Source organism: Streptomyces sp. RKAG293, from assembly GCF_023701745.1.
GTDB lineage: Bacteria > Actinomycetota > Actinomycetes > Streptomycetales > Streptomycetaceae > Actinacidiphila.
Genome location: NZ_JAJOZB010000001.1, coordinates 8,872,658 through 8,888,043, shown reverse-complemented (window position 1 = coordinate 8,888,043; position 15,386 = coordinate 8,872,658). Strand labels below are relative to the sequence as shown.

The window sequence follows — 15,386 nt, the reverse complement described above, 5'->3', positions numbered from 1 at the left end:
ACCTGACGTGGATGGCGCAACTTCTTGCGGGCAGAATGTGGCGCGTGGCCCCCGCTGTCAAGCCCCGGCGGCAGCCAGCTGTTTGCGCCAGCGGGTGAACAGCCGGGGCTGGTCCATGCCCAGCACCGCGACCGGAGCCCCGGCGCGGCGGTAGACCGCGAGGAAGCTGCGGTCGTCCGCCGCCCCTTCCTCGACGGTGACGCTGTCGGCCGCGGCCGCATGGCCCGTGAACTGGATCCGCACGCCGTACTGGTCCGACCAGAAGTACGGCGGCCTGACGGGACCCGGCTGGCCGGCGCCACCGGACAGCAGGGTGGCGACGGCGACGGCGGGGCGTTCCTTGGCGCCGGTCCAGTGCTCGACGCGGCGGTGCATTCCGGCGGCGGGGTCGTACCAGTTGGCGCAGTCGCCGACCGCGACGACGCCGGCGAGACCGGTGCGGCCGTCCGCACCGCATTTGACGCCGTTCTCCAGCTCGATGCCGGAGCTCTCGAGCCATTCCACATGCGGCTGGGCGCCCACCCCGACGACGACCACGTCGGCGGGCAGACGGCGGCCGTCCTCCAGGAGGACCGCCTCCACCCTCCCCCGGCCTTCGGCTGTCGGGACCCCCGTCCCGCTGCGCTCGCCGCCGCTGAACCCCTTGACCCCGACGCCGCACAACAGCCGTACGCCGTGGTCCGCGTGGAGCGATGACACGACGCCGCCCATCGTCTCGCCGAGCGGTCCGGCCAGCGGGGTCGGCGCCACCACCACGACCGTCACGTCCAGCCCGAGGGCGTACGCGGTCGAGGCGACCTCGGCACCGATGAAACCGCCGCCGATGACGACCAGGCGCCCGCCACGGGCCAGGTCGGCGCGCAGCGCACGGGCGTCGTCCAGGGTGCGCAGGGTATGGATGCCGGCCATGTTCGCACCGCCCGCACGGGCCGGCAGGGTACGGGCGGCGGCGCCGGTGGCGATGACGAAGCCGTCCGCGCGGACGGCTGTGCCGTCGGCGAGTCGTATCCGTCGCTCGGTGCGGTCGAAGCCGGTGGCACGGGTGCCGAGCAGCCATTCGGCGGCCAGGTCCTCGCCGTCCGCCTCCAGGGCGAGGTCGGCCTCGGCGACGGCCCCGGTGAGGAAGTCCTTGGACAGCGGGGGCCGGTCGTAGGGCCGGTGGGGTTCGTCCCCGATGATGACCAGCCGCCCGTCGTACCCCTGTTTGCGCAGGGAGCGGGCGGCCGACAGGCCGGCGAGCGAGGCGCCCACCACGGCCACGGTTCTCACGCGGAGCCCTGGGCGAGCCGGGCCCCGACGCAGGGCGGGAGGTTGGGCGCGGCCAGGGACAGCTCGACGTAGATCATGCCGTCCTCGACCAGGACCTGGTGCGTACGGACGGGCCGCTTGGCGGGCGATGTGTCGACCGCGCCGGTGCGCAGATCGAACTTCGACGCGTGCAGCGGACATTCGACCTCGCACCCTTCCAGCCAGCCATCAGCGAGTGAGGCGTCCTGGTGGGTGCACGTGTCGTCGATGGCGAAGACCTCACCGTCGTCGGTGTGGAACACCGAGACAGGGGGGTCGATTTCGAGCCGGTAGGCCTCGCCTCGCGGCAGATCCGCGAGCCGGCACACGGGAATCTTCATGACACCTCGGTGCGTATAACGAAACTGATTGCGGGAAGCGCAACAACAGTTTGGAGGCGCCCCCAGCCGCTGTCAAGAGACACGAAAACCGCCCCACAGCATGGGGCGGTTGACGTACGAACGGGCAGTTCAGGGGCGGTCAGTGGCCTCGCTTGATCCACTCGTCGAGCTGCGGCGCCTCGGCTCCGACGGTCGTCCCGTCGCCGTGTCCGGTACGAACGACCGTGCCGGGCGGCAGCGTGAGCAACCGCTCCCGGATGGAGTCGATGATCGTCGGAAAGTCCGAGAAGGAGCGGCCCGTGGCTCCCGGCCCGCCGGCGAACAGCGTGTCGCCGGTGAACACCGTGCCCAGCGCGGGCGCGTACAGACACACCGCACCTGGCGCGTGGCCCGGGGTGTGCAGGACGGCCAGCTCGATCCCGGCCACCGACAGCTGCTGACCGTCGGCGAGTTCACCGTCGGGAGACCGCTCCGGGTGGGCCTGCTTCCACAGGGAGAGGTCGTCCGGATGCAGCAGGATCGGCGCACCCGTCAGCGCGGCCAGCGCGGGAGCCGCGTCGATGTGGTCGTTGTGGGCGTGCGTGCACACGATCGCGCGCAGCGTACGGTCCCCGACGGCGGCGGCGATGGCGGCGGCGTCATGCGCGGCGTCGATGACGATCGCCTCGCTGTCGTCGCCGACGATCCAGACGTTGTTGTCGACGTCCCAGGTGCCGCCGTCGAGACTGAACGTCCCGCTGGTGACGAGGTGGTCGATGCGCACGGCGGAGGCGGCGACCATCAGAAGACCACCACCGAGCGCAGGACGTCACCGCTGCGCATCCGGTCGAAGGCCTTCTCGACATCCTCCAGGGCGATCGTCTCGGTGACGAAGGCGCCCAGGTCGAGGCGGCCCTGCAGATGCAGGTCGATGAGCATCGGGAAGTCCCGGGACGGCAGGCAGTCGCCGTACCAGGACGACTTCAGCGCGCCCCCGCGCCCGAAGACGTCCAGCAGCGGCAGCTCCAGCTGCATCTCGGGCGTGGGCACACCCACCAGCACGACGGTCCCGGCCAGGTCGCGGGCGTAGAACGCCTGCCGGTACGTCTCCGGCCTGCCGACCGCCTCGATGACGACGTCGGCGCCATTGCCGCCGGTCAGCCCGCGGATGGCCTCGACGGGGTCGGTGGTCTTGGAGTTCACGGTGTGGGTGGCGCCCATCCGCTTGGCGGTCTCGAGCTTCCGGTCGTCGACGTCGACCGCGATGATCCTCGCCGCGCCGGCCAGCCGGGCCCCCACGATGGCGGCGTCGCCGACACCGCCGCAGCCGATCACGGCGACCGAGTCGCCGCGGCCGACGTTGCCGGTGTTGATCGCGGCGCCGATGCCGGCCATGACACCGCAGCCCAGCAGCCCGGCGACGGCCGGGGAGACCGCGGGGTCGACCTTGGTGCACTGTCCGGCGTGGACGAGGGTCTTCTCGGCGAAGGCGCCGATGCCCAGCGCCGGGGACAGCTCTGTGCCGTCGAGCAGGGTCATCTTCTGCTCGGCATTGTGGGTGTCGAAGCAGTACCAGGGGCGGCCACGGCGGCAGGCACGGCACTGACCGCACACCGCACGCCAGTTGAGGATCACGAAGTCGCCGGGAGCCACATCGGTCACGCCGTCGCCGACGGACTCGACCACGCCCGCCGCCTCATGGCCGAGGAGGAACGGGAAGTCGTCGTTGATGCCCCCCTCGCGGTAGTGCAGGTCGGTGTGACAGACCCCGCAGGCCTGGATCCTCACAAGGGCTTCGCCCGGCCCGGGGTCCGGCACGATGATCGTTTCCAGACTGACCGGGGCACCCTTCCCCCGGGCGACCACACCACGAACCTGCTGGGCCATGACTACTCCTCGGCTGGTTTCTCATTGCGGCACGCAGCGCACGTATCGCAACGAAAGCATCCGTGAAGCAGATACGCCGGTCAAGGACCGGGGCCGGTGCCGGACATGACGTTACTCGCGGACCTGGGCGTTCACCGAGGGATACGCGTCACCGCTGTCCGCGCCCAGGCCCGCGAGCAGGCGCAGCCCGTCCTCGGCGGGGCTGCCGGGGGCCGCGGACAGCACCAGCAGCTCCCTGCCCGTCTCGCCCGGCAGGGCGAAATTCTCCTGGTGCAGTTCCAGCAGCCCGACCAGCGGGTGCCGGTAGGCCTTGCGGCCATGCGTGCGGGCGCGCACGTCCGCGCGGGCCCAGAGCCGGCGGAAGCGCTCGCTGCCCATCGCCAACTCGCCGATGAGCGAGGCCAGGCGGGGGTCATCGGGGTACTTGCCGGCGGCCAGGCGCAGATGCCCGACCACATCGAGGGTGCATTGCTCCCAGTCCGCGTAAAGGCCGCGCTCGGCCTCCTCGAGGAAGATGTGCCGTGCGGTGTTCAGGCCCGGCACCGGCCGGCCGAAGAGGAGCCCGGCGAGGCGGTTCCCGGCGAGCACGTCCAGACGGTGGTCCATGATCAGCGCGGGTGCGTCGACGACCAGGTCGAGGACGCGCAGCAGCTCCGGCCGGAGCCGCCCGCCCGGCGCCTTCGCGCGGCGGCGGCGCTGCCGGGCGAGCCGGTAGAGGTGCCCGCGTTCGGTCTCGTCGAGGCCGAGGACACCGGCGAGCGCGTCGAGAACCTGCTCGGAGGGCTGGGTCGCGCGGCCCTGCTCCAGGCGTACGTAGTAGTCGACGCTCACTCCGGACAGGTGCGCGACCTCCTCGCGGCGCAGCCCTTCGACCCGGCGTCGGCTGTCGGTGTGGATGCCCACGGCCGCCGGATCGACCCGGGAACGCCGGGTCCGCAGGAAGCCCGCAAGATCGTCCATGCCTCCCAGTATGGCCTCGGTGGTCCCGGTGGAGCGCCCGCGAAGTGCCCGCGAGGGTGGCCCTGCCGATACCAGGAAGTCCGGTCCGACGGAAGCGGCGCCCCTGAACACCGGGCGCCGCGGCGCCCAGGATCGAAGGCATCCGATCCGAAGACGTCCGATCCGAAGGAGTTCCCGTGAAGACGCTGATCGTCCACGCCCACCCGGAGCCGAAATCGCTCAACAGCTCACTGAAGGACCTCGCGGTGTCCACCTTGGAGGCCGCCGGGCACGAGGTACGGGTGAGCGATCTGTACGCGATGAACTGGAAGGCGGTCGTGGACGCCGCGGACTACGGCCCCGACGCCTCACGTCCGCTGAAGGTCGCCCTGGACTCCGGCCGGGCCTTCGACGCCGGGACGCTCACCCCGGACGTCCGCGCCGAGCAGGAGAAGCTGCTGTGGGCCGACACGATCATCTTCCAGTTCCCGCTGTGGTGGTACTCGATGCCCGCGATCCTCAAAGGCTGGGTGGACCGGGTGTTCACCCACCACTTCGCGTACGGCGTCGGCGAGCACAGCGACACCAAGTACGGCGAGCGCTTCGGCGAAGGCACCCTCGCGGGCCGGAAGGCCCTGCTGTCGGTGACCGCCGGCGGCCCGGAGTCCCATTACGCCGCTCGCGGGATCAACGGCCCCATCGACGATCTGCTGTTCCCGATCCACCACGGCATCCTCTACTACCCGGGCATCGAAGTGCTGCCGCCGTTCGTCCTCTACGGCACCGACCGGATGACCGGCGAGGACTACACGGACGTCGCCAAGGCCTGGGAGCAACGCCTGCTCACCCTGGAGTCGACTGAGCCGATCGCGTTCCGGCGGCAGAACTTCGGTGACTACGAGATCCCCTCGCTGCACCTCAAGGAGGGACTGGAGCCCGCGGGCCGTGGGGGTTTCGGGCTGCACGTGCGCGGCTGACCGCCGGCGCGCGGGCAGGTCAGGTGGCGAAGGAGAACCGGAGGAACTCGAGGATCTCCGCCCGCGCTGCCCCGGCCTGCGGCTCCACGCCGGGCATGCTGAGGAACGCGTGTCGCGCTCCGGGGTATTCGGTGAGCCGCGCGGGCGTCCCGGCCGCTCGCAGTCGCTCCGCGTAGCGGCGGCCGTGATCGGCCACGGGATCGTGGGTCGGCACCACCACGAGCGCTGGGGCCAGTCCGTCGAGATTGTCGGCATAGAGCGGCGAGAGGGCGCGGGAGTCGGTCCCCGTTGGAACGGCGAGCCTCTGGAACAGGAGCAGTTGGGGCTCGGCAAGGGTCGGGCTGGACGCGTGCTCGGTGGCCGAGGCGTAGTCCAACATCGTCTCGGTGACATCGACAGCGGGGTTGACCAGCACCTGCGCCGTGAGGCGCAGCCCGGCCTCTGCGGCCCGGATCGCCGCCATGGCGCAGATCAACGCGCCGCAGCTCTCCCCGAAGACGACGGCCCGCGCCGGGTCGATGCCCCACTGCACGGCATGCCGCACCACGTGCTGGAGCACGTCCCAGCCGTCGTCGACGGCCGCCGCCAGCGGACTGGCCGGAGCGAGGAGGCGGTGCTCCACCGAGACGACGACCGCGGGCAGTCGGGCGGCGAGGTGACTGTTGACCCAGTCACTCTGCACCGCCGTGCCGACGAACCCGCCTCCGTGCACGTGGAGCACGAGTGGCAGGCCGGTCCGGCCGGCGCCGTCGCCGGCCGGACCGGAGGCCGGCCGGTACACCCGTACCGGCAGTTCGCGACCGGGCAGTGCCACCTTCTCCCAGCGGATCGCGGCACCGGGATCCGGTTCCCCGGTGAAAGCCCGTGCCGTGCTGGACGCCCGGAAGCGGTTCTCGGCGTCGCGGTAGGCGACCAGTTCCTCGGCCGTGACGGCCGCCCAGTTGGGCTCCGGCGGCCGCACCGTTGCAGTGACCTCGCTCATGATCTTCTCCTTGCTCAGAGAGTTACGCTACCTCAGGTATCGAAACCTAAGGTATCGGAAAGGGGTATCGTGTGGGAATGGCAACGACCGCATCCGCCAGACCCCCCGGTCGCCCGCGCGCCGGCCTCAACGACGCGGTCTTCGCGGCCACCCTGAGCACGGTCCAGGAGCTCGGCTACGCGCGCGCCACCGTCGAGCGCATCGCTGCCGCGGCCGGCGTCGCGAAGTCGACCGTCTACCGGCGCTGGCCGTCGAAGGGCGAACTGATCGTGGACTGCCTGCTGGACGCGCTCGGCCCGGCGCCGCTGGAAGGACCTGACCGGGCTGTGCTCATGTCCTCGGCCGTCCGCTGGATCGCGGGGAAGATCGGCGAGCCCGGGGTGGGGGACGCGTTCGCCGGCGTGTTCAGTGACGCCGTCAGCGACCCGGCCCTGCGCGAGATCCTGTCCACGCGCTTCCAGGACCCGTACCGGCGCGCGCTCCAGGACGCACTCGGCGATTCGGAGCCCCGGGTCCTGTTCTTCATCGACGTCGTGGTCGGAGCCCTGCTCCACCGCATGGGCATGACCGGCGAGCCCATGTCCGATGCCGACCTCACCGCGCTGATCGACATGGTTCTGCCGCACTTCACCGACGGGTCCGCCCCCGGTTAGCCGCGCGTCGGACCAGATGTGCCCTGTTGCCCTTGCCTTTGGCCGTTCCCGATCCCGTTGCCGTTGCCGTTGCCGTTGCCGTTGCCGTTCCCGAGGGTCCAGGCCTCGATGTCGCGGTAGTGGATCGGTCCACTGCTACGGCCGGCGTTGCTGCCGACCAGGTGCAGCCGTTCGGCGGCCCATCGGCAGCCGGTGAATCCGGCGAACCCTGCGGCGATCTCTCCGATCGAGGACCGATCTCCCCGGCGGGCGCGGGCCAACGTCAGATGGGGGCGCAGCGGCCGCTCCTCGAGGGCGACACCGCAGTTCCTGACGGCGGTACGCACGGCGGTGGCGAGCACGTAGAGCTCTTCGAGGTCTCCGTCGATCCCGCTCCACAGCACCCGGTCGTCGAAGTTTCCGCTGCCGCGCAGTGCCAGACGCGGCGGCCGGTGGTCCCCAGCGAGGTCGGCCAGAGCCGGGCGCAGGAGCGGAACGGTCTCGGCCGGGAGCTCCCCGAGGAACGCCAGGGTGATGTGCCAGTCCTCCACACGGTTCCACCGCATGTCCGGGTGCGTGTCGTAGGCGGGGCGCAGCACCCGGGCCAGTTCTTCCTTCGCGTGATCGGGCGGGGCGAGGGCGATGAACACGCGAACGGTCGCGGGCTGAGTCTGTTCGTTCACACTGGACTTCGTACCACCCGGGCAGGCGCTACGACGGCCCGGGTGCCACAGGTCGTCACCCGCCAAGGCGGCGTTTCAGTCGAAAGCTCTGCCGGTGGCGGCGAAGAGGCGGGCGCAGCGTTCCGCCATGGCGTCCGGGGATTGGTCGGGGTGATTGATCCACCAGCGAACCAGGGCGGTGACCAGGCCCCGCCAGGCGTATTTGAGTGCGTCCGCATCGAGTGGGTCGGGGGACCCGGTCGCGCGCAGCAGGTCGGCGGTGCCGGTTGCGGCGAGCTGGTCGATGGCGGTCCGGTAGCGCGCGGCGGTGCGGGCGGGCTCGCTGTCGGCGGGCAGCGAGGCGTCGTAGAGCACGAACCACCCCTCACGTCGGCCGTCCAGGGCGGTGAAGATGCCGCGCAGCACCAGCAGTGGTGTGCGCGATGCGGTGGCGTCGCCCTCCGCCATCGCATCGCGCATGGCGTCCAGCAATCGGTCGCCGACCGGGGTCAGGCAGGCGAGGAAGAGGTCCTGCTTGGCGCCGAAGTACTGGTGCAGCAGCGTCTTGGTGACGCCGACGCGTGCGGCGATGGCGGCCAGCGATGCGGCGCCGTAGCCGTGGCGCCCGAACTCCTCGGTGGCGGCTGCCAGGATCTGCTGCTCACGGCGGGCCCGTGGGACGCCTTTGGTGCCGGCCCTGCCTTCGGGGGTGGTCATGACGTTGATATTACCCTAACGTAATTTACCAGCAGGTACATTACCCTCAGTCACCATGGAGTACCGGACCCATGCCCGACGCCACGACCGCTCCCCGCACCTCCCGCGTCCGCTCCTGGTGGGGATGGGGCTGGGCCGACGCCCAACCCGACGACGCCGAGTGCGCCGCCATGGGCGCCCTGCTGCCCGGCACCCTCCCGCGCCCGCTGCCGGTCCCCCGGATCGCCGACCAGAGCATCGGACGCCCCGGTGCCGAGCCCCCGCGGAGCCTCGCCCACCTGGTCACCGCCGACCCCGAACCGCGCGCCGCCCATGCCATGGGCAAGGCCTATCGCGACGTCATCCGTGCCCTGCGCGGGCAGCCCGGCCGGATCCCCGACCTGGTCGCCCACCCGACCCGCGACCAGGACGTGGCCGATCTGCTGGAGTGGGCCGGCCAACACCACGTCGCCGTGGTCCCCTTCGGCGGCGGCTCCTCCGTCACCGGAGGTGTCGAGTACCGCGGAGACACCCACCATGCCGTCATGTCCCTCGACCTGACCGCCATGGACCAGGTGCTGGAGATCGACACCGACAGCCGCGCCGCTCGCATCCAGGCCGGCACCTTCGGCCCCGCGCTGGAGGACCAGCTCCGTCCCCACGGCCTGACCCTGCGCCACTTCCCGCAGAGCTTCGAGTTCTCCACCCTCGGCGGCTGGCTCGCCACCCGGGCAGGCGGCCACTACGCCACCGGCCGCACCCACATCGACGACTTCACCCAGTCCCTGCGCGTGGTCACTCCCGCCGGTACCAGCACGTCCTGGCAGCTGCCCGCCTCAGGCGCCGGGCCCTCCCCCGACCGGCTCTTCCTCGGCTCCGAAGGCGCTCTCGGCGTCATCACCGAGGCCTGGGTGCGCGTGCAGGAACGCCCCCGCCACAGAGCCTCCGCCTCCGTCGCCTTCACCGACTTCCACGCCGCGCTGAACGGGGTACGGGCCATCGCCCAGTCCGACCTCACCCCCGCCAACTGCCGCCTGCTCGACGCCGGCGAGGCAGCACTCGCCGGCGCCTCCCGAGACGGCTCCTCGATACTCGTCCTCGGCTTCGAGTCCGCCACCGCACCCGTTCACGCTCACCTCGCCCAGGCCCTCGACCTCGCCCGCGCACACGGCGGACGTGGCGGTGAGTCCGCCGCCGAGGCCGGCGCCCCGGCCGATGCCGCCGTCGGTGCCTGGCGCTCCACCTTTCTGCGCATGCCCTACCTGCGCGACGGCCTGGCCAGGATGGGAGCCGTGGTCGAGACCTTCGAGACGGCTACCACCTGGAGCCGGCTGCCCGCCCTCATCGACGCCGTCCGCACCGAGGTCGGGACCGCCGCACGCGACATCACCGGCCACCCCGCCACCATCAACTGCCGCCTCACCCACGTCTACCCCGACGGCGCCGCCCCCTACTTCACGGTCCTCGCCGCCGGCCGCCCCGGCGACGAGGTCGCCATCTGGGACCACCTCAAGACCGTCGCAGGCGACGTTCTCCACCGCCACCGCGCCACCATCACCCACCACCACGCCGTCGGCCGCGACCACCGCCCTGAGTACGATCGCCAACGCCCCGAACCCTTCGCGCTCGCCCTGCGCGCCGCCAAGCACGCCCTCGACCCCCACGGCATCCTCAACCCCGGCGTACTCGTCGACTGAGCCGGGTGGCCGAACGCTGGAACGGTGGAACGTTGACTTCGGCGCGGCCGGGCAGAGTGTTCAGGCCGGTGCGGACAGGGCTGCACCGTAGCTGGACAGAGCCGCCTTGGTGTCGGCCAGTGGGAAGCGCGCGCCGAGGTATCCGTCCGGGCGGACGAGGAATCCGGTCGGGCCCTCAGGCCGGTAGAGCCGGGCGAACTCCCCGGCGGCGTCACGGTATCCGGGGACGGCCGGGGCTCCGGGATCGGTCGATGCGGTTTCGCGGGCCAGGACGGCGATGGTCCGCGGGCTCTGCGGGCCGGTCTCGAGCTCCGGGCCGTCGGAGGTGTCGGGGCCGCTGCCGGTCATCCGCAGCACCCCGGCGGCGTCGGCGGCATCGGCCAGGTCGGCTGCCTCGGCCGTGTACAGCAGCAGCACGTGCCCCGTGCGGCCGCGCAGCATGTCGAACAGGCGCAGCGAATAGGCGGCGATGGGAGTGGTCAAGCCGGCGCAGTCCGGTGCCCGGTCACCGGGCTGGGGTGCGCCGGTCGGCCCGTAGGGGCTGTCGGCGAGTGGGCCGTCCCGGTAGCCGACGAGGAGTTGGGCTTCGCGGAGCATGATGGTCCGCGGGTCGTCCGGGTCGGCCTCGATGCCGTGGGTGGCGTGCCGGACCGTCCGGCCGACGACCTCCTCGCCAACGGGGCGACGTTCCGCGTCGTAGCTGGTGAGCAGGGCCGGCCCGGCCTCACCGTTAATGACGAGCGCAAGTTTCCAGGCCAGGTTGCAGGCGTCCTGGATACCGGTGTTCATGCCCTGGGCGCCGGTCGGGGGGTGGATGTGGGCGGCGTCGCCCGCGACGAAGACCCGGCCGTCGGCGTAGCGGTCCACGATCCGGTGGCTGATGCGGAAGACGGAGGACCAGCGCATGGTGGAGAGGGTGGCCGGCCGGGGGGCCAAACGGTCCACGACGGCCTGGATATGCGACAGCTCCGGGATCCGGCCGCCCTCCAGGCCGTGCGCTACGCCGCCCGTCTGCTCGGGCCCCCGGTCTGTCGCCTGCTCTGTCGCCTGGGTGGAGAGTTCTGGCGGGACCAGCATCGACATGCGGTACCGTCCTGCGCCGGGCAGCGGGATACACACCAGCAGGTCGTCCGTGGCCCCGTCGTCGGTACGGTGCATGGAGCGCACGCCGTACCCCGGCGGAAGGTCCCAGTCCGCCTCCACGTCGGCCAGCATGTACTCCTCAGCGAAGGCGCCGCCCTCGAAGCCGAGTCCCAACCCTTTGCGCACCGTGCTGTGTGCTCCGTCGCAGCCGATCAGATAGCGCGTACGGACCTCCTCGGCACCGCCGGACGCGGTCAGCAGCCGGGCGGTGACTCCGTCCGCGTCCTGGGTGAACGACAGCAACTCGGTGGAGCGCTCGATCGCCGTGCCCAGGCCCCTGACGTACTCCTCCAACAGGCGCTCGGTCTCGTACTGCGGGAGCGCGGCGAATCCGTAGGGCACCTCGGGCGGCAGCTCAAGGTCGATCCGCGCCTGCTCCCGGCCGTTGACGTAGATCAGCTGGCCGCGCATCGGAACAGCGGCTTCCAGGACGGCGCGGGCCAGGCCCATCCGGTCCCAGATCTCCAGGGTGCGCGGCTGGATGCCGACGGCCTTGGCATACGGGAGGCGGGCCGGCAGCCGGTCGATGAGCCGACAGCGCACCCCACGGCGGCGGAGCTCCGCGGCCGCGCTCAGACCCACCGGTCCGGCGCCCGCGATCAGTACGTCGATGGATCGGGTGTGCGACACGGGCGCCTCCTTGGCTCGGCCCCCGTACCGCCCCTCTGCTCCATGGTCCCCCTCCTAGGCGCGGGTGGCGAGCCGAGACCCCACGACGTCGCTGAACCGCAACGGCGAGGTCAGTCCCGGTATCCGTAGTCCCGTTCGGACTTCCGGTAACGCTCCACCAGGATCGCGTCCATCGGCGCGGTCTGCGGTCCGAAGAACTTGCCGAACTTCTCACGGTATTTCTGGAACCACTCCGCCCGCTCGGACAGGAAGAAGATGTCATGCAGGGCGATGGAGCGAATGGCGATGACGGGTACGGGCGCCTTGCTCACAGCGAACTGCGGATTCCTTGCTGCCCTGACATCACAGTTCTCGTGGAACTGACCGACCATGAGGCCCTGCGCCACGTAGTCGTCCTTGACGCGTTCCTGAGCCTTGTCGAGCAGCTCGGTGTCCTCGCTGTGGAGATCGGGAAGGACGACCACCATGGCGCGCAGCATGGGATTCCGTCCCTGCCACGAGGTCAGTGAGTACTCGTGGAGGCTGCTCCGTACGATCTCCTCCACCAGGTCGGGGGTCGGCGCGTGCCCGACCAGGCGTATGCGGATCTCCATGGTTCTGTTCTTGCGGGAAGGCGCCACGAACGGGCAGATGGGACCCATTCGACCGATCTCTGGATGGCTGGTCGCGATGTAGTCGGTCAGCCACAGGTCGACCGACTCGAGCACGGACTCGAAATCGACGACAGATCCGGTGGAATTCATGGCGTTCCCGTCAGATCCGATACGCGATCGACCGCGATGCGCGCGAGGCGGCGGGGCTCGGACTCGTCCGGAATTCGGGTGTTCACCAGGGAAAGGATGTCGTCCTTCATCACGAGGACCCAGGCGGTCTCGATACGGAAGTGTTCGACGGTGGAAAGCCACCGCACCAGGAAGCTGCCGTCCCCGACGGAGATGGGTTCCAGGCCGACCTTCGTGATGTCGAGCTGGACGCCGTCGTTCAGTTCCATGCGGTAGTGCGTGCAGTCGCGTACCGCGGCGGAGATCTCCTCGAACACCTGCCGGCAGGCCTGCTGGCCGAACCGTGTGACGTGGTGGAATACCACCGAGCCCACGACGTTCGTGAACAGCGCGGAGGCATGCTGCGTCGCCTCGGGATGGGTGCCGTGCGTCAGCATGTTCGTCAGGTCGACAATGGCGCGCCCGGACTCGTCACCGGAAACGAAGGTGGGGTCGTAGGCGGCGCTCGGTTCCTCGCCGAAGAACGACTCTTCGAGGTCCTCTTCTCTGAGGAGCAGTGTCTGGAAGGCGGTGTCGTCCATCGCGTTCTCCTATCGGCGTACGAGGCTGAGGGGGCGTATGTCGGTCCAGTGCTCCTCGACATGGTCGAGGCAGGACTGGCGGTCGGTCTCGGCGAGGGCGACCGTCCATCCCGCGGGCACTTCGGCGAATGCGGGCCACAGCGAGTGCTGGCCCTCGTTGTTGACGAGTACGAGGTAGCTGCCGTCAGGGTTCTCGAAAGGGTTGGCCATCGTTTCTCCCTATAGAAATGGTCAGGTTCGGGTGGCTGCGCATGCTGCAGGTGCGCGGCATGCTTCATGCCCGCACCGGACAAGGCCGGCCGGATTCGTCATTCCTCGTCCAGGACCTTCATCACGTACTTGTGAATCCCGTTGATCGAGGTGAACAGCTCCATGTCCTCGAACTGCGGGTCCATGACCACACCGTGCTTCTCCTCCAGCACGTGTTGGAGGACGAGCAGAGTGAGCGAGTCGATCACCAACTCGGCGTCGTCGGGAAACTCTTCCGGGGGCCCGAGACCGGCGTTCTCGGACAGGATCACTCTGATGTCACTCTTTGAGATCATGCTGTGTCCCATGGATTCGACGATGCTTCCGACGTGACGTACTCATGCATCAATGCGCGGTCGCGGGTCAGCTTTCCCATCGAGTTCCGGGGCAGCTGCCGCGTCACAAAGAACCGCCTGGGGATTTTCACCGCACTCAACCGTTCCCGGCACCAGACGGTGAGTTCGTCCGTGGTGACCGCCTCATGGGCTCCCACGAACGCCTCGATGGCGTCCGCGTGGGTCACCACGGCATCGGTCACCCGGGGATGGCTCAGCAGCGCCGCCTCCACCTCGGTGAGGTCGACCTTCAACCCGCCGACGACGACGAGCGAGTCGGTCCGGCCGAGCATGGTCAGCACCCCGGTCGTCGGGTCCTGGTGAAACCGGTCGAAGGTCCGCAGCCAGCCGTCCCTGAAGCGGTCGGCATGTTCGCCGTAGAGGTACGGCGAGCGGTCCATCCGGACGTACAGTTCCTCGTCGACCACTTTCACCTCGGCGCCCGGCACCGGCGGCCCCACCTGTGGGGGCAGGCACGTCCCGGAGAGGTCGCCCGCGATCAGCCCGATCTCGGTCAGGCCGTAGACCTGGCTGATCGGCAGGCCGAAGCGCTCACGGAACTGCTCGTAGGTCTCCTGCGGAACCCGCTCACCGCCCGAGACGGCCAGCCGCAGCGCGGGCAGGTCCGGCCGATCCCGCGTGCGCACCAGGAGTTCGTAGTGGGCGGGCGTCCCGTACACGGCGGAGATCTCGGCGGCTGCCATCAGCCGCACCACCTCGGTGGGGCGGAGCGTCGGTGGGACGACGAGCGTCGCCCCGGACAGCAGCGCATGCAGCACGCCGCTGACCAAACCCATGTTGTGCATGACGGAGTTCAGCAGGAGGACCCGGTCGCCCTTGCCAGGTATCCCGGGGAGTGCGGCGTGCCGGTCGAGCTCGGCCAGCACGGAGTCCGCCGGCCGACCGATGACCTTCGGCCTGCCCGTCGAACCCGAGCTGAACTGCACCAGGCGGATGTCGCCGTCGGCCGGCCGGCCGTTCGACAGCCGCTGGACCGTGAACGCGGACTCCTGACGGAATCCGGCCACCGGCCCATCAGCCCCGGCCGCCACTACCAGGTACTGGGGGCGCACCAGCTCCACCAGCGGCTCGTACTCAGCCGGCCTCAGCCGGAAGTCGACCAGAATGACCCGTGCCCCGCGGCTCCACAGAGCCAGCAGTACTTGCAGATACGTGAAACTCGGCTTCATACGCAGGAGAACGGAGCTGCCGTCGGCAATACCGTGCTCCCGAAAATTTCCGGCAAGGCCACTGACCGCTGCTCGGAGTTCGCCGCGGGTGACGGGGGAACTGGAAATCGCCCACAGCTCGTCGTCGGCTCCTCGCCCCAGCAGGTGTTCTCCCCACCATGCATCCGCCATAAACGCATCCTTACGAGAAAACCGGGCCGCGCACTATTCGCTCCGGCATTTGATGACGGTGAAGTTAGCACCGCCGAGAAACGCCGAGCAAGCACGCCACCAACCCACCGGGACCCCTTCGGACGGAGCCGGCATTCGGCGCGATGCGCCGCTGGGTGACCCGGCGCGTGACGTGACCGGCGCGGCAGCAGGAGCTGTTCGCACTCCCGGCACGAGGGAGTCCCTGGCGGCGCGCACCTGCGGGGATCGTTGTCGAACCGTCCTGCGGGGCACCGCACCCACAGGG

At 70.2% G+C, this 15,386-nt stretch carries 17 protein-coding genes; 3 read left to right on the top strand and 14 right to left on the bottom strand.

Annotated features, from left to right (window positions below; translation table 11 throughout):
• Positions 1–57 precede the first annotated feature (57 nt).
• The 5 genes from LNW72_RS39170 to LNW72_RS39150 all read right to left on the bottom strand — a co-directional run bounded on the left by LNW72_RS39170 (position 58) and on the right by LNW72_RS39150 (position 4,454).
• Positions 58–1,269, bottom strand: a complete 1,212-nt coding sequence (locus tag LNW72_RS39170) for an FAD-dependent oxidoreductase (protein ID WP_250979786.1) — start codon at positions 1,267–1,269, stop codon at positions 58–60.
• Positions 1,266–1,628, bottom strand: coding sequence for a bifunctional 3-phenylpropionate/cinnamic acid dioxygenase ferredoxin subunit (locus tag LNW72_RS39165; RefSeq protein ID WP_164292307.1), 363 nt, complete (start codon positions 1,626–1,628; stop codon positions 1,266–1,268). Before LNW72_RS39165 ends, LNW72_RS39170 begins: the two co-directional genes overlap by 4 nt.
• Positions 1,629–1,767: 139 nt before the next feature.
• Positions 1,768–2,409, bottom strand: a complete 642-nt coding sequence (locus LNW72_RS39160) for an MBL fold metallo-hydrolase (protein WP_250979785.1) — start codon at positions 2,407–2,409, stop codon at positions 1,768–1,770.
• Positions 2,409–3,494, bottom strand: a complete 1,086-nt coding sequence (locus tag LNW72_RS39155) for an S-(hydroxymethyl)mycothiol dehydrogenase (RefSeq protein ID WP_250979784.1) — start codon at positions 3,492–3,494, stop codon at positions 2,409–2,411. Before LNW72_RS39155 ends, LNW72_RS39160 begins: the two co-directional genes overlap by 1 nt.
• A 111-nt stretch (positions 3,495–3,605) precedes the next feature.
• Positions 3,606–4,454 carry a helix-turn-helix transcriptional regulator gene (locus LNW72_RS39150; protein WP_250979783.1) on the bottom strand — a complete coding sequence of 283 codons (849 nt, stop codon included), beginning with the start codon at positions 4,452–4,454 and terminating at the stop codon, positions 3,606–3,608.
• Between the two features lie 176 nt (positions 4,455–4,630).
• Here LNW72_RS39150 and LNW72_RS39145 point away from each other — a divergent pair, with 176 nt between their 5' ends.
• Positions 4,631–5,410, top strand: coding sequence for an NAD(P)H-dependent oxidoreductase (locus tag LNW72_RS39145; RefSeq protein ID WP_250979782.1), 780 nt, complete (start codon positions 4,631–4,633; stop codon positions 5,408–5,410).
• Positions 5,411–5,429: 19 nt separating this feature from the next.
• On the opposite strand, the gene LNW72_RS39140 is transcribed toward LNW72_RS39145, so the two are convergent.
• Positions 5,430–6,392: an alpha/beta hydrolase fold domain-containing protein gene (locus LNW72_RS39140; protein WP_250979781.1), complete on the bottom strand. Its 963-nt coding sequence runs from the start codon at positions 6,390–6,392 to the stop codon at positions 5,430–5,432.
• A gap of 77 nt (positions 6,393–6,469) precedes the next feature.
• Between LNW72_RS39140 and LNW72_RS39135 the strand changes: the two genes are divergently transcribed.
• Positions 6,470–7,045, top strand: a complete 576-nt coding sequence (locus tag LNW72_RS39135; RefSeq protein WP_250979780.1) for a TetR/AcrR family transcriptional regulator — start codon at positions 6,470–6,472, stop codon at positions 7,043–7,045.
• On the opposite strand, the gene thpR is transcribed toward LNW72_RS39135, so the two are convergent.
• Entirely contained in the window at positions 7,042–7,707 is a 666-nt protein-coding gene (gene thpR / locus LNW72_RS39130; protein WP_250979779.1) for an RNA 2',3'-cyclic phosphodiesterase, read from the bottom strand. The two genes, LNW72_RS39135 and thpR, sit on opposite strands and share 4 nt — an antisense overlap.
• A 75-nt stretch (positions 7,708–7,782) precedes the next feature.
• Positions 7,783–8,403 carry a TetR/AcrR family transcriptional regulator gene (locus LNW72_RS39125; protein ID WP_250979778.1) on the bottom strand — a complete coding sequence of 207 codons (621 nt, stop codon included), beginning with the start codon at positions 8,401–8,403 and terminating at the stop codon, positions 7,783–7,785.
• Between the two features lie 71 nt (positions 8,404–8,474).
• On the opposite strand from LNW72_RS39125, the gene LNW72_RS39120 reads away from it, so the two are divergent.
• Positions 8,475–10,079: an FAD-binding oxidoreductase gene (locus LNW72_RS39120; protein ID WP_250979777.1), complete on the top strand. Its 1,605-nt coding sequence runs from the start codon at positions 8,475–8,477 to the stop codon at positions 10,077–10,079.
• A gap of 60 nt (positions 10,080–10,139) precedes the next feature.
• On the opposite strand, the gene LNW72_RS39115 is transcribed toward LNW72_RS39120, so the two are convergent.
• From LNW72_RS39115 to LNW72_RS39090, 6 genes are all read right to left on the bottom strand, one after another.
• Positions 10,140–11,852 (bottom strand): FAD-dependent monooxygenase, encoded by a 1,713-nt coding sequence (locus LNW72_RS39115; protein WP_250979776.1) that lies wholly within the window; start codon positions 11,850–11,852, stop codon positions 10,140–10,142.
• Positions 11,853–11,962: 110 nt separating this feature from the next.
• On the bottom strand, positions 11,963–12,595 hold the full coding sequence (locus LNW72_RS39110; RefSeq protein ID WP_250979775.1) for a DUF6875 domain-containing protein: 633 nt from the start codon (positions 12,593–12,595) through the stop codon (positions 11,963–11,965).
• On the bottom strand, positions 12,592–13,155 hold the full coding sequence (locus tag LNW72_RS39105) for a hypothetical protein (RefSeq protein ID WP_250979774.1): 564 nt from the start codon (positions 13,153–13,155) through the stop codon (positions 12,592–12,594). The genes LNW72_RS39110 and LNW72_RS39105 overlap by 4 nt, the downstream gene beginning before the upstream one ends.
• Before the next feature lie 9 nt (positions 13,156–13,164).
• A complete protein-coding gene (locus LNW72_RS39100) occupies positions 13,165–13,365 on the bottom strand; it encodes an MbtH family protein (protein WP_250979773.1) in 201 nt (66 codons plus the stop codon).
• 98 nt (positions 13,366–13,463) lie between these two features.
• Positions 13,464–13,700 carry a hypothetical protein gene (locus LNW72_RS39095; RefSeq protein WP_250979772.1) on the bottom strand — a complete coding sequence of 79 codons (237 nt, stop codon included), beginning with the start codon at positions 13,698–13,700 and terminating at the stop codon, positions 13,464–13,466.
• Positions 13,697–15,100: a class I adenylate-forming enzyme family protein gene (locus tag LNW72_RS39090; RefSeq protein WP_250979771.1), complete on the bottom strand. Its 1,404-nt coding sequence runs from the start codon at positions 15,098–15,100 to the stop codon at positions 13,697–13,699. Before LNW72_RS39090 ends, LNW72_RS39095 begins: the two co-directional genes overlap by 4 nt.
• Positions 15,101–15,386: the final 286 nt, after the last annotated feature.